Annotated in this window: 18 protein-coding genes; 11 read left to right on the top strand and 7 right to left on the bottom strand. The window is 57.3% G+C overall.

All coding sequences use genetic code 11. The annotated features are described in order from the left end of the window. Positions 1 to 519 precede the first annotated feature (519 nt). Positions 520 to 2139, top strand: a complete 1620-nt coding sequence (locus Q5Y71_RS07675; RefSeq protein WP_306041345.1) for a Na+/H+ antiporter — start codon at positions 520 to 522, stop codon at positions 2137 to 2139. Positions 2140 to 2156: 17 nt separating this feature from the next. On the opposite strand, the gene Q5Y71_RS07670 is transcribed toward Q5Y71_RS07675, so the two are convergent. Continuing rightward, the gene (locus tag Q5Y71_RS07670; protein WP_306041344.1) at positions 2157 to 4013 is read right to left on the bottom strand and encodes a monovalent cation:proton antiporter-2 (CPA2) family protein; all 1857 of its coding nucleotides are present in this window, start codon (positions 4011 to 4013) and stop codon (positions 2157 to 2159) included. 31 nt (positions 4014 to 4044) lie between these two features. After that, positions 4045 to 5334 carry a sodium:proton antiporter gene (locus tag Q5Y71_RS07665; RefSeq protein WP_306041342.1) on the bottom strand — a complete coding sequence of 430 codons (1290 nt, stop codon included), beginning with the start codon at positions 5332 to 5334 and terminating at the stop codon, positions 4045 to 4047. Between the two features lie 440 nt (positions 5335 to 5774). On the opposite strand from Q5Y71_RS07665, the gene Q5Y71_RS07660 reads away from it, so the two are divergent. The 3 genes from Q5Y71_RS07660 (at position 5775) to gstA (ending at position 7906) form a co-directional block, all read left to right on the top strand. After that, positions 5775 to 6173, top strand: coding sequence for a DoxX family protein (locus Q5Y71_RS07660; protein ID WP_306041340.1), 399 nt, complete (start codon positions 5775 to 5777; stop codon positions 6171 to 6173). A gap of 60 nt (positions 6174 to 6233) precedes the next feature. Next, the gene (locus Q5Y71_RS07655) at positions 6234 to 7205 is read left to right on the top strand and encodes a glutathione S-transferase family protein (RefSeq protein ID WP_306041338.1); all 972 of its coding nucleotides are present in this window, start codon (positions 6234 to 6236) and stop codon (positions 7203 to 7205) included. Between the two features lie 95 nt (positions 7206 to 7300). Beyond that, positions 7301 to 7906, top strand: coding sequence for a glutathione transferase GstA (gene gstA / locus Q5Y71_RS07650; RefSeq protein WP_306041335.1), 606 nt, complete (start codon positions 7301 to 7303; stop codon positions 7904 to 7906). A 9-nt stretch (positions 7907 to 7915) separates the two neighbouring features. Here gstA and Q5Y71_RS07645 read toward each other — a convergent pair whose 3' ends face one another. Together Q5Y71_RS07645 and hexR are read right to left on the bottom strand one after the other, a co-directional pair. After that, a complete protein-coding gene (locus Q5Y71_RS07645; protein ID WP_306041333.1) occupies positions 7916 to 9160 on the bottom strand; it encodes a multidrug effflux MFS transporter in 1245 nt (414 codons plus the stop codon). Between the two features lie 130 nt (positions 9161 to 9290). Beyond that, positions 9291 to 10145, bottom strand: a complete 855-nt coding sequence (gene hexR, locus Q5Y71_RS07640) for a transcriptional regulator HexR (RefSeq protein WP_306041332.1) — start codon at positions 10143 to 10145, stop codon at positions 9291 to 9293. Between the two features lie 139 nt (positions 10146 to 10284). Between hexR and uvrD the strand changes: the two genes are divergently transcribed. Then, positions 10285 to 12489: a DNA helicase II gene (uvrD, locus tag Q5Y71_RS07635; RefSeq protein ID WP_306041330.1), complete on the top strand. Its 2205-nt coding sequence runs from the start codon at positions 10285 to 10287 to the stop codon at positions 12487 to 12489. 89 nt (positions 12490 to 12578) lie between these two features. Continuing rightward, on the top strand, positions 12579 to 13724 hold the full coding sequence (locus tag Q5Y71_RS07630) for a TRAP transporter substrate-binding protein (protein ID WP_306041420.1): 1146 nt from the start codon (positions 12579 to 12581) through the stop codon (positions 13722 to 13724). Positions 13725 to 14005: 281 nt separating this feature from the next. On the opposite strand, the gene Q5Y71_RS07625 is transcribed toward Q5Y71_RS07630, so the two are convergent. The 3 genes from Q5Y71_RS07625 to Q5Y71_RS07615 form a co-directional block, all read right to left on the bottom strand. Next, positions 14006 to 14395, bottom strand: a complete 390-nt coding sequence (locus tag Q5Y71_RS07625; RefSeq protein WP_301415599.1) for an acyl-CoA thioesterase — start codon at positions 14393 to 14395, stop codon at positions 14006 to 14008. Between the two features lie 132 nt (positions 14396 to 14527). Continuing rightward, positions 14528 to 15892 carry a TRAP transporter large permease subunit gene (locus Q5Y71_RS07620; protein ID WP_306041324.1) on the bottom strand — a complete coding sequence of 455 codons (1365 nt, stop codon included), beginning with the start codon at positions 15890 to 15892 and terminating at the stop codon, positions 14528 to 14530. Further along, complete coding sequence (locus Q5Y71_RS07615; RefSeq protein ID WP_306041322.1) at positions 15889 to 16461, bottom strand: TRAP transporter small permease subunit; 573 nt, start codon at positions 16459 to 16461, stop codon at positions 15889 to 15891. The genes Q5Y71_RS07620 and Q5Y71_RS07615 overlap by 4 nt, the downstream gene beginning before the upstream one ends. Before the next feature lie 182 nt (positions 16462 to 16643). On the opposite strand from Q5Y71_RS07615, the gene Q5Y71_RS07610 reads away from it, so the two are divergent. From Q5Y71_RS07610 to phoU, 5 genes are all read left to right on the top strand, one after another. Continuing rightward, the gene (locus Q5Y71_RS07610; RefSeq protein WP_306041320.1) at positions 16644 to 17696 is read left to right on the top strand and encodes a PstS family phosphate ABC transporter substrate-binding protein; all 1053 of its coding nucleotides are present in this window, start codon (positions 16644 to 16646) and stop codon (positions 17694 to 17696) included. Between the two features lie 141 nt (positions 17697 to 17837). Continuing rightward, positions 17838 to 19217, top strand: coding sequence for a phosphate ABC transporter permease subunit PstC (gene pstC / locus Q5Y71_RS07605; RefSeq protein ID WP_306041317.1), 1380 nt, complete (start codon positions 17838 to 17840; stop codon positions 19215 to 19217). After that, entirely contained in the window at positions 19210 to 20496 is a 1287-nt protein-coding gene (gene pstA / locus Q5Y71_RS07600) for a phosphate ABC transporter permease PstA (protein ID WP_306041315.1), read from the top strand. The genes pstC and pstA overlap by 8 nt, the downstream gene beginning before the upstream one ends. A gap of 33 nt (positions 20497 to 20529) precedes the next feature. Further along, positions 20530 to 21408 carry a phosphate ABC transporter ATP-binding protein PstB gene (pstB, locus tag Q5Y71_RS07595; RefSeq protein ID WP_371877014.1) on the top strand — a complete coding sequence of 293 codons (879 nt, stop codon included), beginning with the start codon at positions 20530 to 20532 and terminating at the stop codon, positions 21406 to 21408. Positions 21409 to 21433: 25 nt separating this feature from the next. Then, complete coding sequence (gene phoU, locus Q5Y71_RS07590) at positions 21434 to 22132, top strand: phosphate signaling complex protein PhoU (RefSeq protein WP_306041313.1); 699 nt, start codon at positions 21434 to 21436, stop codon at positions 22130 to 22132. The last annotated feature ends 437 nt before the right edge of the window (positions 22133 to 22569 follow it).

Genomic DNA, 22569 nt, shown 5'->3' with positions numbered 1-22569 from the left:
CTCGATCGAAAAGCTCATTTCGCACTTCGAGTCCAGCGACATAGAAACTGCAGTAGAGGCTTTGGATGCTGGGCGCGTGATCAAACCCGTGCTCACTATGCAGTAGAGAGGGTGAAACCCCGGGGCAACACCCTGAGTTTTTTCTGTTGGTTGCAATTCCTGTGAAGACCGCACCCCCTGAAGCCATTGTGCACTATGGTGGTCAAAACGGTCGGCATAGTTGAATAAGCTTGAGGCGGCCAATTACACCTGTGTGGGTGCGTTACTGGCAGAATGTTTTCATTGCCAATCCCTCGACAAAGTAAGTAACAGCCACAAGTGGCGAGGGTAGGAGCACACACTCAGGCCCCCGCGTTTCCTATACTCTCTGTAGTTATTGGCCCGGGTACACCTTTGCGTTAAAAGCCATTTGCGCTGTTGGCCAGTAATTCAAAAGCGGCAGTTAAACAGGGGCAGAACCGTTGATGGCCGGGCAATAGCCGCTGCACAGTAGCCTCCCACAGGGAGCATAAGTGAGCAATGCACGATCTGGTTTTGGCATTGGTACTGTTGCTGGTTGTGGCACTCAGCCTGATTGTTACGCGTATACTGCCCCTGCCGATTCCCCTGCCCCTGATACAGATTGCAGGCGGGTTCCTGCTTGGCGCCGTGTTCGGCGTAAAAATTCCCCTGGACCCGGAACTCTTTTTCCTGCTCTTTATCCCGCCACTGTTGTTTCTGGCTGGCTGGCGTATCCCCAAGGGTGCCTTTTTCAGGGACCTGGGCCCGATTATCACCCTGGCTGTAGGGCTGGTGGTATTCACGGTTGTGGGGATGGGTTTTTTTCTCTCCTGGTTGGTGCCCGTCATGCCCGTCGCCATAGCGTTTGCAGTGGCGGCGATTCTCGCGCCCACCGATCCGGTGGCGGTGTCAGCAGTACACGGCGGCAGCGCCATGCCATCGCGACTGGAGCATATTCTCGCCGGGGAATCCCTGTTTAACGACGCCTCTGGGCTGGATATTTTCCGTTTTGCCGTGGTGGCAGCGATGACCGGCAGCTTTTCCTTTTCACAGGCGGTGGGCGGCTTTTTCTGGGTTGCCGTGGGCGGGATTGGGATTGGCGTCGGAGTGGCCTTTGTTTGCGGCTATTTGTTGCGCTGGCTGGTGCGCCTGGGAGGAGAGGATTCGACAATACAGATACTGGTGAGCCTGTTGGTGCCCTTCGCCGCCTATATGGCGGGGCAGAGCCTGCAGGTGTCAGGTATCCTGGCGGCGGCGACCGCGGGTATTGCCACCCACTACACCAACCTGCACGGGCCGGAAATGTCCACCACGCGCATGGACCGCCGCGCCGTGTGGAATACGGTGCAGACGGTCCTGGATGGCATTATCTTTGTATTGCTGGGCGAACAGCTGGTGCGCCTGTCGGGGGCGGACCTAACCGGTGCGCGCTTTGCTGGTCCCTGGATGATCCCGCTGTATATCCTGGTGATCTCCCTGGCTCTGCTGCTTTTGCGCTTTACCTGGGTTTGGGTGTCTTTGTACCTGTCGCGGCTTCGTCGCAGTATTCACAGCTTCTCCGCGCATTTTATCCTGGTAAGTGTAGTGACAGTGGCGGGCGTGCGCGGCGCCATCACCCTGGCCGGGGCCTTTTCCCTGCCTTTATTGCTGCCAGGCGGTGCCCCGCTGCCGGGTCGGGATCTGGCTCTCGTGATCGCTATGGGTGTGATTCTGGTATCGCTACTGCTCGCCGGATTTGCCTTGCCTCCCCTGTTGAGAAGGCTGCCTTACACACCGCAACTGGCCGCGATTGGGGATGAAAAGGACGCAAGGCTATCCGCTGCCAATGCGGCCGTACAACGGCTCACAGCCCTGCGCAAGGAAGTGGATGGAGACTGGGAGAACAAGGATATAGCCTATGAAGCGATCGACCATCTATTGGCGCTCTACCGCCGCAGGATGGCCACCAGTGACGACGAAAGCCAGGAAAATGTATGGGTACGCGCTCGGGTGGAGCACAACTTCCGCCTGGCCGCGCTTGTGGCAGAGCGCGAGCAACTCTTTGAGCTACGCCTGCGCAGGGAAATCGACGATGAGTTGCACCGCAAGCTGGTGTTGGAGGTTGATCTGATCGAGGCCAGCCTGATATCAAAGGACTAGTCCGGAGATGCCAATGGCTACTGTTTTTTCTCCAGGGGGTGTGCCTCCTCCCAGTAGTGATCCAGGTGCAGATCTTTGTCGCGCCTGTCTTCCTGTAACGCTTGCAGCAGCTGCTCCCGGTAGATCCGGGTCTGGGCGATATGCTGGGACTCATTGCGCCAGTAGGGAAACAGGGCCTCCAGCATACGCTGGTCGTGCTGCTTGAACTTGCGTGCGGCGCGGCGCGCGCGCAGGGGGCTGAGACCGAGCAGCTCCAGGGCCTTCTGGCCAATGGACAGGGCCGAGTCCACAGTCTCGCGAAAAATATACGGTACTCCGGCCTCCATCAGTGCATATTGGTGCATACGGTTGCGCGCCCTGGCGAGAATCGTCAAGTGGGGGAAATATTTCCGCAGCTGCGCGACGATTTCCAGGGAGGCGGCCTGATCGCTGAGGGTGAGTATCACCAGGCGCGCATTCCCAGCCCCGGCAGCGCGCAGCAGGTCCTCCCGCGAGGCGTCGCCATAATAGGCTTCAATGCCGTAGCGGCGCACCAGATCCAGCTGTTCGGCGTTGCGCTCCAACAGCGTGGTGCCAAAACCGCAGGCGTTGAGCAGGCGCCCCACAATCTGGCCGAAGCGGCCGTAGCCGATAATGATCACTGGCGAGCCGGAGTCCACCGGGGCACTGTGGTCAGCTGCCAGTGGGCTGTCGGGGCCACCGATAAAGCGCGGTTGGATAAGCTGTTCGTAGACAAGCAACAGTACTGGCGTCAGCGCCATGGCCAGGGCGATCATCGCCACCAGCAGACTCCCCGCCGCGACGTCGAGTACTTGGATCTGGGTGGAAAAGGAAACCAGCACAAAACCAAATTCCCCCGCTTGGGCCAAAGACAGGGCAAACAGCCAGTCCTCCCCTTTCGACATGCGCAGAATACGGGCTAGGGTGAATAAAACTACGAACTTTACTAACACCAAACCCGCTACCAGCCCCAGCAATAGCAGCGGGTACTCGGCGATCAGGGCGAAGTTCAGACTCGCGCCCACAGTGATAAAAAAGAGTCCCAGCAACAGCCCCTTGAAGGGCTGTATATCGGCCTCCAGCTCGTGCCGGAACTCGCTTTCGGCGAGCAGGACCCCCGCGAGGAAGGTGCCCAGTGCAGGGGACAAATCCAGCCAGCTCATCACTGCAGCGGCGGCAAATACGATCAAAAGCGCAGTGACAGTAAACATCTCGCGCACCTGGCTGCCCGCAATCAGGCGCAACAGCGGGCCAAGCAGGTAACGCCCCGTGATGGCGAAAGCGGCAATGGTACCAATCACCGCGACGCCGTAGCGCCAACCACTCAGTCCCCCTTCCTGGGCTTCTACCGGGGTAACCGCGAGCAGTGGCAACAAGGCGAGTATGGGAATAACGGCAATATCCTGGAAAAGCAATACCCCAAAGGCGCTGCGCCCGCCCTGGGTTTTGAGCAGGCCCTTTTCACTCAAAGATTGCAGCACAATGGCCGTGGAGGAAAGGGCGAGGATCAGGCCGATGGCGATGGCCGAGCGCCAGCCCGGTTCAAACAGCGCCAGCACCACGCCGGCAATTGCTGCAGCAGACAGCAACAGTTGGGCGCTGCCCGTGCCAAAGATAGCCCCGCGCAGCTGCCAGAGCTTTCTGGGCTGCAGTTCCAGGCCGATCAGAAACAGCATCAGCGCCACGCCGAACTCGGCCACATGCATTTCGTCGCTGGCATCGCCCACCAGTCCCAGTGCACTCGGGCCTATGGCCACGCCGGCGAGCAGGTAGCCCAGCACAGATCCCAGCCCCAGGCGGGTGGCGATAGGAACCGCGATGACCGCGGCGCCTAAGAAGATGACTGCTTGAGCAAGGAAACTGGCGTTTTCCATCGATTGTCTGTCACTGTCTGGCCGGTTGTCGTCAGGAGGATTGCACGGTGCTTTCCGGCTCAGCAAACTCCCGGCTGCGGCGTATCAAAGGGGCTATGGTAGAGCCCTGCACCACGATAGAAAAGAGCACCACGCCGTAAGTCATCACCACCCACAGGTAGCGCAGGTCCTGTCCCTGCACAAAGGCGCTGCCGGCCGGCAGGGACATGGCCAGCGCCAGCGCCAGGCTTCCACGCAGTCCACCCCAGATCAGTATCCGGCCGGTATAGGGGTGGTAGTTGCGCCGGCTTTTCAGGTAGAGGAAGGGGACCCCCACCGCCAGTACCCGCGCCAGCAGCACGATAATAATCCCCGCTGCCATCAGTAGATAATCCAGTGGGCGCAGATCGATGGTAATCAGAAACAGCCCCACCAGCAGGAACAGCAAACCGTTGAGAAAATCCTCGGTGATACTCCAGAAGTTATCCAACTCGTGCTGACTCACCCGGGAGAAACCCCGTTCGCGGGTGAAGTTGCCGATGATGATGCCGCTGACCACCATCGCCAGGGCACCAGAGACCCCGAGTATATGGGCCAGGGAGAATCCCGCCGAGGGAATGGCCAGGGTGAGCAGCAGTTCCAGACTGTGGTCATCGGTGCTGCAGATCAGCCAGTGGAAGATACCGCCGATAACCAGGCCCAGCAGGGTACCACCCAGCGCTTCGGTGGCAAACAGCTCTGCGACAGCGGGTACCGTGGGCTGGCTGCCTTCAAAAGCCAGCGCGTAAATAACCGTGAACAGCACTATACCGAAGCCGTCATTAAACAGCGACTCCCCCTCCACCTGAATGGATACCTGCTCCGGTGCCTTCAGGTTTTTCATAATCGCCAGTACCGCAATGGGGTCAGTGGGGGAAATCAGTGCGCCGAATAGCAAGCAGTAAACGAAGGCCACCGGCATGTTGATGATCAACAGCAGCCAATACAAGAGTGCACCTACGACAAAGGTGGAAATCAGAGTACCGACGATGACCAGCAGGCTGATTTCCAGTTTCTGATTGCGCAGTTCCAGCAGATCGATATGCAAACTCCCGGCGAAAAGCAGGAAGCCCAGCATGCCCTTCAAAAGGATATCCTGCAGGTTGAGCAGAGGCAGCAACTGGTCCACCCAGGTGCGCAACTCCACCAATCCCAGTTTCCCCAGGCCGGTAACAACAAGCGACAGCACCAGCGCACCGGTGGTAATCGCAATGGTGGTTTGGGCGCGCAATATCCGCTGGTTCAGAAAGGCAAGGAAAACCGACACGGCGCCGAGAAAACAAAAGGTGTAATAAACTTCCATGCCGTGTGTAGACTCCGGGGCGGGACCGCTCAGGGGGGTCAACCCTCAATTGGGGGCAGCGGCGCCTGCCCGCTCGACGAACAAATTTATCAGTGCGCAAGGGTGCCGTTATTGTAGTCGTGCAGGGGGTGGCCGATTTTTCCGCGAGCGCGGTATGGGGGTACTGCCGTGCTATGGGCCTGCCCTGTGGGTACAGCTGGCCTGTACCTCGACACAATAAGGGCGCGCAATTGTAACCGCTCACCGGGCAGACACAACCCATTTACCCTCTTCACACCTATCAGGCAGTGGGGTATTGGATCAGTCGCTCCCCTGGCGATTGCCCCGGGGAAACCCCACGCCGTTTCAGCTCGTCCTCCGACTGCCGCCATTTCCGCTGTTCCCGACTACACTGTTTGCATCCCTTTATCGAATGGTGTGCAACCGCGAGAGAAAAAGTTATGGCTAACCATCCTGTGCTGTGCGATACCTCCAAATTGATTGGCCGGGTTCTGTTGTCCCTGCTGTTTATTATTGCCGGCTGGGGCAAGGTGGGCGAGTATGCGATGACAGAGGAATTTATGGTATCCATGGGATTACCGGCTTTGTTATTGCCACTGGTGATCCTGGTGGAGCTGGCTGGAGGATTATCGGTGCTGCTCGGTTTCTTTACCCGCTTTTCTGCAATCGTTCTCTTCCTGTTTTGCCTGGTCAGTGCCGGGATGGTGCATTTTGTCCCGGATGATTCCGGCGAGATGACCAGCTTTATGAAGAATCTGGCTATTGCTGGCGGCTTTCTGCTACTCGCCTGTACCGGTGCCGGCCGCTTCAGCCTGGATCACTGGATAAGGGGCAGGTAGCGCTGCACTCCGGCGGAAACGGTAGGCCGCGACGACGACCGGCGGCCTGGGGAGAAGGCAATGGGTCAGCTTGTCAATGGCCGCTGGCAGAGTCAAAAGCGCGACACGGGAAAAACCGGTGGTGAATATGTGCGGGAGGCGGCACAACTGCGCAACTGGATCACTACCGACGGCAGTCCTGGCGCCAGTGGCGAGGGGGGCTTTGTTGCCGAGGCGGATCGTTATCACCTGTATGTCTCCCTGGCCTGCCCCTGGGCCCACCGCACCCTGATATTGCGCAAATTAAAAGGGGTGGAGTCCTATATTGACGTATCGGTGGTCAGCCCCTTCATGCGCGAGCACGGCTGGTCTTTCAATACGGAGGAAGGCAGTAGCGGCGACCCACTCTATCATTCGGATTATCTATACCAATTATACCTGCGCAACCGCGACGATTATACCGGCCGTGTCAGCGTGCCCCTACTCTGGGACAAGCAACGGGCGTGTGTGGTGAATAATGAGTCGTCGGAAATTGTTCGTATGTTCAATAGTGCTTTCGATCACCTCACCGGCAATCATGAGGATTTTTATCCGAAAGAGCTGCGCGGCGACATCGACGCCACCAATGCAGTGGTGTATGAAACGGTGAACAATGGCGTCTATCGCGCCGGCTTTGCCACCTCCCAAAAAGCCTATGAACAGGCCTACGAGGGGCTGTTCTGTACGCTAGACCAATTGGAGCAGCGCTTACACAATAACCGCTATCTGACGGGAGACAGAATTACCGAGGCGGACTGGCGACTATTCACCACACTGATCCGTTTTGATGCGGTCTACCATGGCCACTTCAAATGCAACAAGCAGCGCCTTGCGGATTACAAAAATCTATGGGGATTTACCCGCGAACTGTATCAGTGGCCGGGTGTTGCTGAGACGGTGAATTTTTTTCATATCAAGCACCACTATTACGATAGCCACCGCAATATCAACCCCACGGGCATAGTCCCAAGAGGACCGGAGCTCGATTACGCAGCACCCCACGGCCGGGGATAGCTACGGGGCATGGAGAAATACACCAGTATAAAAGGCAACCGGAAATGCACTTCTATACTGCTGCTACCAACACAGCTGCCAATCGAGGAATACCCGTGAAACTCTTCTATGCCCCCGGAGCCTGCTCCCTGTCCCCGCATATTGTCGCCCGCGAAGCGGATATCAATCTGGATCTGTGCAAAGTGGATTTGGAAACCCACACTCTGGAAAACGGCGATGATTTCAGAAAGATCAACCCCAAGGGCTATGTTCCGGCACTGCAGCTCGATGGCGGCGAGATACTCACCGAAGGTGCTGCCATAGTGCAGTTTTTGGCCGAACAAAAACCCGATGCCAATCTGGTGCCACCTGTGGGCACTCTCGCCCACTACCGCATGCTCGAGTGGCTCAACTTCCTGAGTGCAGAAGTGCATGAACTGTTTAAGCCCCTGTTCTGGAACGGTCCCGAGGAAGAACAGCAACGTGCCCGTGAAAATCTGATCCGGCGTTTTGACTATATCGAGAAGCACCTGGATAAAGGCTATCTGATGGGAGGGGAGTTCACCGTGCCGGATGCCTATCTGTATGTCCTGTCCACCTGGTTGGAGTCTTTGCAATTTGATATGTCGCGCTGGCCGCGATTGCAATCATTCAAAAAGCGCATGGCGGAGCGGCCAGAGGTGCAACGGGCCCTTGAGGAGGAAAACGGCAAAAGTGCCTGACTGGCCACCTCAGCGCAGGGTGAGGCGATGGATCGGTTCAATGGGTTGGCGCGCTTTGGCGACAACAACAGCACTCAACAGTGCCACCAGTGCCGAGGCAAACATCGACGCGGCGATGGGGGTCAGTGTGCCGGTGTGCAGACTGCTCACCAGCCCGCCCAGCACACCACCGGTAATAAAGATCGCAGCGCCGTAGAGGGCATTGGCGCTGCCGCTTACCTTGGGAAAAAATTCCAGGTAACAGGCGGCGGCGTTTGGTGCGATGATGCCGATACAGCTGATAACCAGTACCAAAGGCACCATCCATAGGAGCAATTCCCGGATACCGGTCAGGGTGCACAGCAGCAGCAGGCCGCAGCCGAGAAGCTGAAGTGTAATACCCGCCAGAAAAATTGAGCGCGGCTGAAACAGGTTGAGCAGGCGGATGTTCACCTGCACCATCACAATCAACCCGAGGATACAGGCGCCGAAAAACAGCGGAAACTGGTTGGCGCCAATATTGAAATACTCCATAAAAACGAAAGGCGCCGTGGTGATGTAAATAAACATCGAGCCACTGACACAGGCCTGGGCGGCGAGAAACCCGAGGGCGCGGCGGTTGCGCAGTACCACAGCGTAACTGGCTATCAGGGAGCCCAGCGGCATCCGCTGGCGCCGGGCCCGGGTGAAGCGCGGCACGGTTTCCGGCAGCAGCCGGTGGACCAGCAGCAGCATGGCCATGGCGTACAGCAGCAGAAAAACAAAAATACTCTGCCAGCCGCCCACTTCCAGCAAAAGCGAGCCGATCAATGGCGCAATCAGGGGCGCCGTCAGCATCATGGTGCTGATGATTGAGATAATCTTGGCGGCCTCGCGGCCGCTGTGTAGATCGCGCACGATGGCGGCACAGATCACTGTGGCAAAACCACCGCCAATAGCCTGTAGAAAGCGCAGGCTAATCAGTTGGCCCACATGGTCCGCGAACAGCACCAGCAGCGATGTGACGATATAGATGATGAGGCCAATGGTACCCACCAGTCGCCGCCCCCAGCGGTCCGACAGTGGGCCGCCACACAGTTGCCCCAGGGCAAAGCCGAGCAAAAAACTGGAAACCGAGTACTGGACCTGCGCCACATCGGACTCCAGCGCCGCGGCCATGGCGGGAATTGCCGGCAGGTAGCTGTCGATGGAGAAGGGGGTCAGTGAAACGAGGGCTGCCAGCCACACCACCAGCCAGCGTGGGGCTTTTTGTTCAGCGGTTGATGCAGTGGTCATTGATTGTGCTCTGGTAAGGCTTGGTGCGGGCAATCCCGGGGGCAAGTTGCCCTGAACATGGCCTCCGGGCGCAAGCTATGTCAGGTGGTGTGTCTATTATCCCCGTGAAGGCGCAGCAATACACCCGGATTCAGTGTTTGTCTTCCCGCAGGGTGTAAAGGCCCTGCTTCAGTTTCAAAAGATGTTTTTGCAGCTGCGGTCCCTTGCGCTGTGCCACACCGATGGCGAGTACATCAATCACCACCAGATGGGCAATACGCGAGGACAGCGGCGTGTAGATCTCGATGTCCTCTTCCACATCCACTTCCAGCGGGATACTGGCCTCTTGTGCTACCGGTGAGCCGCTGGGAGCCAGGCCCACAACCAGGGCCCCCTGTTTCTTCGCCATATTCATTGAGCGCAACAGCGCCTTGGTGCGCCCGCTCTGGGAGATCGCCACCACCACGTCGCCGGGCTCCATGGACATGGCCGACATATTCTGGATATGGTGATCGGAGTGTGCAGCGGTGGCCAGTTGCAGGCGAAAGAATTTGTGCTGGGCATCGGCAGCGACGGCGCCGGAGGCCCCAAAGCCAAAAAATTCGACCCGCCGGGTAGCGGCCATGGCAGTTACCGCAGCTTCCAGAGCGCGGTTGTCTATTCTGTCCCGGACCATGAGCAGGGTATCCACGGTGGAGTCAAACACCTTGCGCTTGTATTCGGCAATGGTGTCCGTCTCGGTCACCGCAATCTGACCAAAGCTGGGACTGGAGGCCAGTTGCTGGGCCAGGTTCAGCTTGAACTCCTGAAAACCCGAGCAGCCCACCGCGCGGCAGAAGCGCACCACGGTGGGTTCACTGACCTGGGCCTCTGTGGCCAGGTCGACGATACGCATATGGATAATTTCGCCGGGATTGGCGAGAATATACTCCGCTACCTTGCGCTCGGATTTGCGCATGGAGGAGAGCTGTTCGCTGATTCTTTGCGTGACTTCCGCCGGTTTCACAGGACTTCCTTCGCAATGTCAGATGGCGCAGTGTAGCCCCTGCGCGCATCGCTGGCGAGCGGCTTTGTGTGGTTAATTTTGGCTAAATCCTGTGTATATACACAGGTCTTGCACACAAGCTCTGGTACAATGCTCGCCTATGGACGTATCTCAGATTCTAGACCCCCTCAACGACGCACAGCGCGAGGCGGTATCCGCGGCACCCGGCAATCAATTGGTGCTGGCCGGGGCCGGTTCGGGCAAAACCCGCGTATTGGTTCACCGCATCGCCTGGCTGATGCGGGTGGAGGGGGCCTCGCCCTACGCCATTATGGCGGTGACCTTCACCAATAAAGCGGCGCTGGAGATGCGTGCCCGTATCGAAGCACTGCTGGGGGTGAATACCTTCGGCATGTGGGTGGGCACTTTCCACGGCCTCGCCCACCGCCTCCTCAAGGCCCACTGGCAGGAGGCCAAACTGCCGCAAAACTTCCAGATACTCGATGCCGACGACCAGCTGCGCCTGCTCAAGCGGGTGCAGGCGGATCTGGGTCTGGACGAGAAAAAATGGCCGGTGCGCGAAACCCAGTGGTGGATCGGTGCGCAAAAGGACGAGGGGTTGCGCCCTCAGTATATCGATGCCGGTGCCGACCCCTGGCTGCAGACCATGGTGCGCATTTACGCTGCCTACAAGGTGGCCTGCCAGCGTGGTGGGTTGGTGGATTTCGGCGAATTGTTGCTGCGCGCCCACGAATTGTGGCTGAACAATGACAATATCCTCGCCCACTATCGCCAGCGCTTCCCCTTTATCCTGGTGGACGAGTTTCAGGATACCAACGCGATTCAATATGCCTGGCTGCGCCTGCTGGCCGGTGAAGAGAGCTATATCACTGCGGTTGGCGACGACGACCAGTCTATCTACGGTTGGCGCGGCGCCAGGATCGAGAATATCCAGCACTTTTCCACAGACCTGCGCGGTGTGCAGACAGTGCGCCTGGAACAGAATTACCGCTCCACCGCCCGTATCCTCGACGCCGCCAACGCAGTGATCGCCCACAACCGCGGTCGCCTTGGCAAGGCGCTGTGGACCAATGGCGAAGAGGGGGAACCCATCTCCGTCTACGCCGCCTACAACGAACAGGATGAGGCGCGTTTTATTGTCGATCGTATAAAAGACTGGGTGCGCGACGGCAACCGGCGGGACAGTATCGCCGTGTTGTATCGCTCCAACGCCCAGTCGCGAGTACTGGAAGAGGGGCTCCTGCGCGAGCAGGTCCCCTATCGCATTTACGGTGGCCAGCGCTTCTACGAACGCCTGGAAATCAAGAATGCGCTGTCCTACCTGCGCCTGATCGCCAACCGCAACGACGACACCGCCTTCGAGCGGGTGGTGAACACGCCCGCACGCGGAATAGGCGCGCGCACCGTGGAGATGGTGCGCACCTTCGCCCGCGAGCAGGGCTGCTCCCTGTGGCAGGCGGCCAAGATGATGTTGCAGCAGCGGGTGCTCGCCGCCCGTGCTGGCAATGCCCTGCAGGGATTTCAGGATTTAATTAACCGGCTGGCCGCCAATGCCGAAGACAAAAAGCTGGATGCAATTGCCGGAGATGTGATTGAAACCAGCGGCCTGCTGGAATTCCACGGCAAAGAAAAAGGCGAGAAAGGCCAGACCCGGGTGGAGAACCTGCAGGAGCTGGTCAGCGCCTGTCGCGCTTTTGTCGGCGAGGATCTGCCGCAGGATGGAGATCAGGAGGGAACGTTTTCACTGCTCAACCAGTTCCTCGACAGTGCCGCACTGGATGCCGGCGAAGGGCAGGCAGAGGAATTTGAGGACGCGGTGCAACTGATGACCCTGCACTCTGCCAAGGGCCTGGAATTCCCCCTGGTGTTTATGGCTGGCGTGGAAGAAAATCTGTTTCCCCACAAAATGTCAGCACAGGAGCCGGGCCGTATGGAGGAGGAGCGCCGCCTCTGCTATGTGGGTATCACCCGCGCCATGCGCAGGCTGTATATCACCTATGCGGAAAACCGCCGCCTGTTTGGCAGTGAAACCTACAACAGTCCCTCCCGCTTTATCGGCGAGATACCGGCCGACCTGGTGCAGGAGGTGCGGCTGAAAACCGAGATATCACGACCGTTGTACCAGGCCGAGTATGGCAGGGTGGGAGAGTTTTCCGACCCGCCTCCGGATTTCGACGACCTGCCCCCCCTGGCCATGGGGGGCCGTGTCGATCACCCCAAATTTGGCGAGGGCACCGTATTGCAATTTGAAGGCAGCGGCCCCCGCGCCCGTGTGCAGGTCAACTTTGACGATGTCGGCAGCAAGTGGCTGTTGGTGGCTATGGCAAAGTTACAGCCCATGTAAGTGGTTGTTCCTGTGCAAGCCGCCATGCGTTTGCGCAAAAGGGGCCGACCACCACCCCAGCCAAAGAAAGAAAACGATAAATGGTAGTGATGAAGAAAATTAACTGGTACCCCGCCGTTATCCTCGGTCTCCTGGCGCTGCTGGTGATTACCTTTGCTGTATTGGTGGCCTCCCGAGCGGCGCTGGGACCACAACAACAGTACACCGAGGCGGGTGCCCAAGAGCGGTATCACTGGAAGCTGGTCACCACCTGGCCGAAGAACTTTCCCGGCCTCGGTCGCGCACCGGAGCACTTCGCCCGGGAAGTGGCGGTGATGTCGGGCGGGCGGTTGAAGATCAAGGTCTATGGCGCCGGCGAGCTGGTACCCGCCCTGGGCGTTTTCAGTGCCGTTTCCGAAGGCGCCGCGCAAATGGGTCACGGCGCTGCCTATTACTGGAAGGGAAAAATACCGGCGGCTCAATTTTTCACCGCTGTACCCTTCGGCCTGAATGCCCAGGAAATGAATGGCTGGCTGCATCACGGCGGTGGCCTGGAACTCTGGGAAGCACTCTACGAACCGTTTAACCTGATTCCTTTGGCCGGGGGCTCCACGGGTGTGCAAATGGCCGGCTGGTTTAACAAGCCCATCAATTCCGTTGAGGATTTACAGGGTCTGAAGATGCGTATTCCCGGTATTGGCGGTGAGGTGCTCAACCGGGCGGGTGGAACTGCAGTCACCATCCCTGGCGGCGAACTGTATACCGCATTGCAGACCGGGGTAATTGATGCCACCGAATGGGTCGGCCCCTACAACGATCTGGCCTTCGGTTTTCACCGGGTGGCCGAGTACTACTATTATCCGGGCTGGCATGAACCCGGTTCGATGATGGAGTTTATTGTCAACAAGAAGGCCTTTGAGCAACTGCCAGAAGACCTGCAGGAAATTGTGCGTGTCGCGGCCCGCGCTGCCAACCAGGATATGCTGGATGAGTACACCGCACGCAATAATCGTGCCCTGAAGGAGCTGGTGGAAGAACACGGCGTAAAGGTCAGGCGTCTGCCGGATGATGTATTGTCCCACCTGAAGGCAATCAATGCAGAAATCCTGCGGGAGTCCGCAGCGCAGGATCCAGAATTTGACCGTGTTTACCAGGCATTTAAGGCATTCGAGCAGGATGTAAAGGCGTATCACCAAATCAGTGAAGAAGCTTATTATAAGACACGAAAGATAGACGGTAACAATGGCAGCGAGTAGACAGGAGGGCATGCTCACAAAATAACCAAAAATGTAATATTGTTTTATTTATCAAGTTGCCAGTGAAAATAGTTGGATAATGGTGCGAGGCAATCTTTTGCAGGACAATGATGATGGTTGTGAGGGACCTGCGTGGAAATATCAAAGTTATCAGAGGGAATTTGCTTTGATAAATGAGTATTTTAACTAAAGTCGATCTAAGTATTGAAAAATACCAAGCAAGCTATCGGGGGCTCGCTTGGTAGTGATATCTGGTTTTTGCAGTCGAGTAACACACTACGCTATGGCAGCGGCCTGGTGCGCCCGCTATCATCGATCGCCACAAATACAAATTCACCTTCGGTGACCTTTACCTGCTCCCCGGAATCGACCCGCGTCAACCACACCTCGACCATGGTCCGGATGGAGGAGCGCCCCACCTCTAGGGCTTCAGCGTAGCAACTGACCGTGGAGCCAACCGGAACCGGGCGCAAAAACACCATACTGCCAACCGCTACTGTGGTGACCCTGCCGCGGGCGATACTCTGTGCCAGGATGGCACCGGCCAGGTCCATCTGAGACATCAGCCAGCCGGCGAAGACATCCCCCTGGGGATTGGTGTCGCGGGGCATGGCCAGGGTTTGCAGGGCGAGTGTGCCTGTGGGTTGCGGGTTTTCATCTAGTGCTGACATCGACTGCTCATAAATCATTAGCGTTATTCGGGGCGACTGCCGGGGAGGTGGCGTATTCTAGCACAAATTGACCAGTAAATAATCAGGGCTGCTTGTGAAAACTCAAGAATCGGGCGCTTCTCGGCAGTCTCCTCAGCGGGCGACCATGGCTGGCAGCCAAGTTGCCAGTGAAGGCCACAGAGCCAGCACACAAAGTATCAGCAGCTGAATGGCAATAAACGGGATAACCCCGCGGTAGATGGCCGAGGTGGCTACAGAACTCGGTGCCACCCCGCGCAGATAAAAAAGTGCAAAACCAAATGGCGGGGTCAGGAAGGAAGTTTGCAGGTTGATGGCAATCATAATCCCCAGCCACACGGGATCGATGCCCATTGCCAGCAACACAGGTCCAACGATGGGCACCACCACGAAAGTGATTTCGAAAAAGTCTAGGATAAAGCCGAGCAGGAAGATCATCACCATCACCAGAAGGGTTGCGCCCATAACGCCCCCGGGCAGGCTGTGGAAAATCCCTGTGACCAGCTCCTCGCCGCCGTAACCGCGGAAGACCAGGGAGAACAGAGAGGCGCCGATCAGTATGGCGAAAACCATAGCGGTCACTTGCAGGGTACTGCGCCCAACCGCGCCCGCTCTTGTCCGGTCCAGGGCACCACGGCTGTATGCCAGCAGACCAGCCCCCAGGGCACCGATGCCAGCGGCTTCGGTGGGCGTGGCGGCGCCGGTCATTATCGAGCCCAGCACCACCAGCATCAGGGTGATGGGGGGCAACAGGCTGTGCAGCAATGGCCAGGGCTCGAGTGCTTTGCGTTCCCCCGGTGGCGCTGCGGCCGGCTCGCGGCGCGAAATCATTAAAAGATAAGTGATATAGGCCGCTACCAGCAACAGGCCGGGAATAATGGCACCGATAAACAGGTCTCCGACACTGATCGGCTTAGGATTGAAAATGCCGGCAGACAGCTGTGCCTGCTGGTAGGCATTGGAAAGGGTATCGCCCAACAGTACCAGTGCAATCGATGGTGGAATGATCTGCCCCAGAGTACCTGTGGCACAGATGGTGCCGGTGGCGAGGTTGGGCGCATAGCCCTGCTTTAACATGGTGGGCAAGGACATCAGACCCATAGTGACCACAGTTGCACCAACAATACCGGTGCTAGCGGCGAGGAGTGTCCCCACCACTACGACAGAAATGGCCATGCCCGCGCGTGCGCCCATAAAGACCCTGGTCAGGTTGACCAGCAGATCCTCGGCGATCTTGGCCCGCTGCAGTATGACACCCATGAGAACAAAAAGCGGCACCGCTACCAGGGTGCCGTTTTGCATAATGCCGTAGAGGCGATCGGGAAAGGCCCGCAGCAGTTCTGTATCGAAGACACCACAGACTATACCGAGCCCTGCGGCGATAAGGGCAGTGCCACCGAGGGTAAAGGCTACCGGGTATCCGAACATCAGCAGGGCGCAGATAGCGGCAAACATCAGCAGGGGGACCAGTTCGATCATACTTCGGTCTCCTCGGGCTGTTTGGATAATGCCGGCGATGTTGCAGCAGCAGCTGCCACTGGGGGCGGTTCCATCAACTGTATCAGGGCGCGGATAAACTGGGCTGCACCGGCCAGGGTAAGCGTGATTGCGGCCAGTGGAATCAGACTCTTGAGTAGAAAGACCCCAGGCAAGCCGCCGGCGTTGGCACTGTCTTCGAATACCCACCAGCTGTTGAGGACAAACTGCCAGCTGCTGACCAGGAGGAAACCGCACAGGGGCAACAGGAAGACGAGATAGCCAATAGCATTAACCCAGGCTCTGCTCCGCGGGCGCATCTGACGGTAAAAGACGTCCACACGCACATGGGCATCGGTTTGCAGGGCATAGGCCAGTCCGAGCATAAAAACAGCGCCGTGCAGATAGACAACAGATTCCTGCAGGGCGACAGAGCCGCTGTCAAAGAAGCGGCGCAGCACTACGATACCGCTTTGCAGCAATGCCATGGCCAGGGTAAACCAGGCGAGAAGGTGACCGGTGCGTCTGGAAAGAGCTTCCAGCACGCGCGCGCCTCGCAGCAGAAATGGCATAGGGGATTCTCTCTGGCATCTTATTGTTATCTCGATGCCGTGAAGGTTACCGTTTTGCCCCTTCCGGCACCAGCAGGCCTCTCTTTAAGTTGTAACCTTTTTGTCATCTTTTATTCATAGAATCGTCACCTATTGTTCCTAGCATCGCCGCGCGAAATAAAAAACACTCACTGGAGTTTTACATGAACAAGCAAATTCTGGCCACTTCCCTGGCGGCGCTAACCCTCGCCACCGCCCAGGTGGCTATGGCGGCTCGCGACTATATCAGTATTGTCGGTTCCTCTACCGTTTACCCCTTTACCACGACGGTGGCGGAGCGATTCAGTCGCGCTACCCAGTTCAAGACCCCGGTTGTCGAATCTACAGGCACCGGCGGCGGTATGAAACTGTTCTGCCAGGGGGTTGGCGAGAACACTGCGGATATCACCGGCGCTTCCCGTCGCATCAAGCAGTCCGAGCTGGAGATGTGTAACAACAATGACGTCGATGTCGTAGAGGTGCAGATCGGCTACGACGGCATTGTGCTTGCCAATGCAAAAAAAGTGGCCCCGTTTGTGTTGTCCCGCAGGGACATCTTCCTGGCCCTGGCCAAGAAAGTGCCCAACCCGGATGGTTCAAAAACCCTGGTAACCAACCCCTATAAGACCTGGAAAGACGTCAACCCAGCCCTGCCCAACCTCCGCATCGAAGTATTGGGCCCGCCCCCCACTTCCGGCACCCGTGACGCCTTTGCCGAATTGGCCCTGGAGGGTGGCTGTAAAACCTTTGGCTGGATCAAGGCCATGAAGAAAACCGACAAGCGTGCATACAAGGTGATCTGTCACAATGTGCGCGAGGACGGCGCTTACGTGGAAGCCGGTGAAAACGACAACCTGATCGTGAATAAGCTGGTCGCCAACCCCAATGCTCTGGGCATTTTTGGTTTCAGCTTCCTCGACCAGAATGCCGATAAGGTGCAGGGGTCCCTGATCGAAGGTCAGGCTCCGACATTCGACTCCATTGCCGACCAGCGCTATCCGGTATCGCGCCCACTGTTTATCTATGTCAAAAAGGCCCATGCCGATGTGGTGCCGGGCATCAGACAGTTCCTGGCGGAATTCACTAGTGCGCGCGCCTGGGGGGAAGAGGGCTACCTGGCGGACAAGGGCATGATCCCGCTGCCCGATGAAAAGCGCCAACAGGTTGCTACCAACGTGCGCAAGCTGAATGCATTGGGTAATCTTGCTGCAAAATAATTGTGGTCTGAAGATGTATGATCAAAGGGACTTGGCGGCCAAGCTCGTGAGAGTTTGGCCATTCCTTCTGTACAGTCAGATGAAAACCTGGGGGAAAGTCGCGATAATGCTCTCAGCAACCCCTTCCAGCACGGTAAAGTAATGCAAACTCCCACACTGCTCGCCCTCCTGCTGTTGTTGATACTGGTGGTCTACGGTACTGGCTTCAGCCGGGCACTGGGTGCCGCGCGCAGTCTCGGTGGTGTGCGCAACCTGGCTTCTCTGCCCAGTTACTACGGCCTGTTTGCAGCACTCTGGTGCGGCCTGCCAGCCCTGCTGCTGCTGGGTGCCTGGATCGCCTTCGACGATGCGATCATTCGCACGATGGTGTTGGGCAGCCTTCCCGACAAACCCGAGACCCCCTCCGGGCAAAATCTACTCTACGCCCAAATCCAGAATCTCTCCGCCGGCCATTTGATTGGGGAAAAAACGCCCCAGTTGCAATCGGCAGCAGATTATCTCAATCGCCTGCGCCGCAATTCCAGCAACTTGCAGGCCTTTTTAAGTTTGACACTGGCGGTGGGGCTGGCCGCTTTTGCCCTGCTGCGCTTCTCACCAAAACTGTGCGCGCGGGAGAAAGTGGAAAAGGTACTGCGTGCGATTCTGATCGCTTGCGCCTGCGCAGCCATTTTTACCACGGTGGGCATTTTGCTCTCTGTATTGTTTGAATCCCTGCGCTTTTTCCAGTCTGTACCGGTGAGTGAGTTTCTCTTTGGTCTGCACTGGAGCCCGCAGATGGCACTGCGTGCCGACCAGGTGGGCTCCAGCGGCGCTTTCGGCGCTGTGCCCCTGTTTACCGGAACCTTGATGGTGTCGGCCATCGCCATGTTTGTGGCGGTGCCTGTGGGTCTGATGGCGGCTATTTATCTGGCCGAATATGCCAGTCGACGCGTGCGCGCGGTGGCCAAGCCCACCCTCGAAATTCTCGCCGGTGTACCTACAGTGGTATACGGCTTCTTTGCGGCCCTCACCGTAGCACCCTTTATTCGCGACCTGGCCACCTCGATAGGATTGCAAGCATCCAGTGAAAGCGCGCTGGCCGCCGGGCTAGTGATGGGGATTATGATTATCCCGTTTGTCTCCTCCCTCTCCGACGATGTGATCAATGCGGTGCCACAATCCCTGCGCGACGGGGCCCTGGGACTGGGCTCCACCCGCTCCGAAACCGTGCGCAAGGTAGTGATTCCGGCAGCGCTGCCCGGAATCGTCGGCGGTGTGTTGCTGGCGGTATCCCGCGCCATTGGGGAAACCATGATCGTAGTGATGGCAGCTGGACTGGCGGCCAATCTCACCGCCAACCCACTGGAATCGGTTACCACTGTTACGGTACAGATAGTGACACTGCTGGTTGGAGACCAGGAGTTTGACAGCCCCAAAACCCTCGCCGCCTTCGCCTTGGGCCTGATGCTGTTTGTCACCACACTGGTACTCAACTTTATCGCCTTGCATGTAGTGAAAAAATACCGGGAGCAGTATGAATGATCTGACTCAGGCACAGGTTCGCGAGCGCATCGCAAAGCGCCTTGCCAGCCGCCATCGCAAGGAAAAGCTCTTCCGCGGGCTCGGCGTTGCCAGTATTGTTTTTGGCGTACTCGCGGTCGTAATCCTGTTCATTGATATTATCAGTAAGGGCAGCGGTGCCTTTGTGCAGACCGCTATCCAGCTGGATGTGCACTACGATGCACAGGTGCTCGGCATTGATACGGTAGATGACGAGAGTCTGGCCTGGGCCAATTTCACTGGTGTGATTCGCCAGGCCCTGCGCGAGCGCTTTCCCTCGGTGACCGGTCGCAGTGCCAAGCGTGAACTGTACAGCCTGGTTTCCTCCGGCGCCCCCTTTACCCTGCGCGACCGTTTGGCCGACAATCCGGGGCTGCTCGGCAAAAGTGAGACCGTCTGGCTTGCCACTGATGACGATGTGGATACTTTTGTCAAAAGCCTGAAGGCTTCCAAGGAGGGCTTCCGTGGTCGTACCTCGGATCAAAAAGCCGGCTGGATAGAGCAGTTGCTGGACAGCGGCGAATTGAAAAAGCGTTTTAATACCACCTTCTTCACCAACGGCGACTCCCGCGAGCCGGAGCAGGCCGGCATCCGCGCGGCCCTGATAGGCTCCCTGTTTACTCTGCTGGTAACACTGACCCTGTCCTTCCCGATTGGGGTGGCTGCGGCCATCTACCTGGAGGAGTATGCACCGAAGAACCGCTGGACGGATTTAATCGAGGTGAATATCAACAACCTCGCCGCAGTGCCTTCTATCGTGTTCGGTCTGCTCGGGCTGGCAATCTTTATCAATTTCTTCGAATTGCCCCGTTCGGCGCCACTGGTCGGTGGCCTGGTACTCACCCTGATGACCCTGCCGACAATTATTATTTCCAGCCGCGCTGCACTGAAGGCCGTTCCGCCCTCTATCCGCGAAGCTGCCATGGGCATGGGTGCCTCGCCCATGCAGGTGGTTTTTCACCACGTACTGCCCTTAGCCATGCCTGGCATGCTGACGGGTGCGATTATCGGTATGGCCCAAGCATTAGGAGAGACGGCGCCTCTGTTGATGATCGGTATGGTTGCGTTTATTGTCGATGTACCGACCGGCATTACCGATCCGGCTACCGTGTTGCCCGTACAGATTTTCCTGTGGGCCGACAGTCCGGAGCGCGCTTTTGTGGAGCGCACCTCTGCGGCCATTATGGTGCTGTTGAGTGTGTTGATTGTGATGAATACCTGCGCGGTATTGCTTCGAAAGAAACTGGAGCGCCGCTGGTAACAGAGCGCAGAGGATCAGAGAGCGGGATTATTTATGAGTACCATGACCCTGGACGCCGCCACACCCACTGAGGCGACACACCCCAAGCTTTCGGGTGCGCTAGGTGTGAAAAGCCCGACCGAGGTGAATAAAACCATGGGTCGGCCATTTATCGATACCGCCAAACTGCGCATGCGCAATGTCAATGTACTGTATGGAGAGACCCAGGCAATTTACTCGGTGAGCCTGGATATCGGCTGCAACGAAGTCGTGGCCATGATCGGCCCATCGGGCTGTGGTAAATCTACTTTCCTGCGCTGTCTCAACCGTATGAACGACACCATTGAAGGGTGTCGCGTTGAGGGTGAGCTAAGCTTGGATGGTGAACCTATTTACGGCCCCAAGGTGGATGTGGTGCCCTTGCGTGCGCGGGTGGGTATGGTGTTCCAGAAACCCAACCCCTTTCCCAAATCCATCTACGAAAACGTCGCTTATGGCCCCAAGATCCACGGTATTGCCAGTCGCCGCGCGGAACTGGATGAAGTTGTGGAAAACAGCCTGCATCGAGCCGGCCTGTGGAATGAAGTGAAGGACCGCCTGAACAAGCCGGGAACCGGTCTGTCCGGTGGCCAGCAACAGCGCCTGTGCATTGCCCGCGCCATTGCAGTGAGTCCGGAGGTGATCCTGATGGACGAGCCCTGCTCGGCTCTGGACCCAATTGCCACTGCACGTATCGAGGAATTGATCGACGAGCTTAAGGAAAATTACACCATCGTCATTGTGACCCACTCCATGCAGCAAGCAGCTCGTGTCAGCCAGCGCACCGCCTACTTTCACCTCGGACATCTTGTCGAGGTCAACGATACTGAAACCGTGTTCACCAATCCCGAACATGAATTAACCGAAGCCTATATCACCGGCCGCTTCGGCTGAGCCAGTTTTGCCCCGAGAGTCAACTATGGAAATGCATTTCGACCAGCACATCTCCCGCCAGTTCAACGAGGATCTGGAAGGTATCAAGACCGAAATGTTGGAGATGGGTGGTATGGTCGCCTGCCAAGTGGCCGATGCTGTGGATGCCCTGTCCAATGCCGACAGTCAATTGGCGGAGAAAGTCCTACGGATCGAAGAAGAAATCGACCGCAGTGAGATGGCTTTGGATGAGCACGCGACCCTGATTATTGCCAAGCGCCAGCCTGCCGCATCGGATTTACGCATGGTGATGTCAATAACCCGTATCGCCCGCGACCTGGAGCGCATTGGCGATGAGGCCTGCAAAGTCGCAAAAATGGCCATAGCACTGACTGACGAGGGCACCTCGCCGCGGGGCTATACTGAGATACGCCATATCGCCAGTGCCGTGCGCAAAATGCTCAATGATGCTTTGGATGCCTATACTCGTTTCGATGTGGCGTCGGCCCTCCGTACCCTGGCGGAAGATGAGCAGGTGGATATGGATTACCGTAGCGCAGTGCGTGAGCTGGTTACCTATATGATGGAAGATCCACGCAGTATCTCGCGGGTGATCAATGTGTTGTGGACCCTGCGTTCACTGGAGCGCATCGGCGATCACACCAAGAATATTTGTGAACAGGTGGTGTATTTGGTGGAGGGGACGGATATCCGACACGGCCACAACAATCTGAGGAAACTCTGATTGCCCCCATCCCTCAAAAAGGCCGCGATACGCGGCCTTTTTTATTGCCGGGATTTTCACTAGAGATATTGTTGAGAGAAATAATGATGAAATATATTTTTGAGATTCGTATCAAGCAAGGATTCAGTGCCGAGGAATATGCCGAGGCCTGAGTAAAGGCGTCCACATTAATTCAGCAATCCCCTAGTGCCATGGGGACGGAACTTCACCAAAACATCAGTGATCCAAACAGACTGATCGCCATTGCCTGCTGGCGCAGCAAGGAAGACAGGGAATCAATGCAGGAACAGCATTTAGCCGAGCTCGATCCAATCACTCATAGCGTAGCGCCTTTTGTTGAGATACATTCACTGGGTGAATTCGAAGACCTGGAGAGTGTAAATTAAATTGTGTAACTGCTCATGCCTCCGTACTCTGAACCGGAGAATACCATGAGC

This window comes from Microbulbifer sp. 2205BS26-8 (genome assembly GCF_030731025.1).
Classification (GTDB): Bacteria; Pseudomonadota; Gammaproteobacteria; order Pseudomonadales; family Cellvibrionaceae; genus Microbulbifer; species Microbulbifer spongiae.
This window is presented reverse-complemented; position numbering and strand designations above follow the sequence as displayed.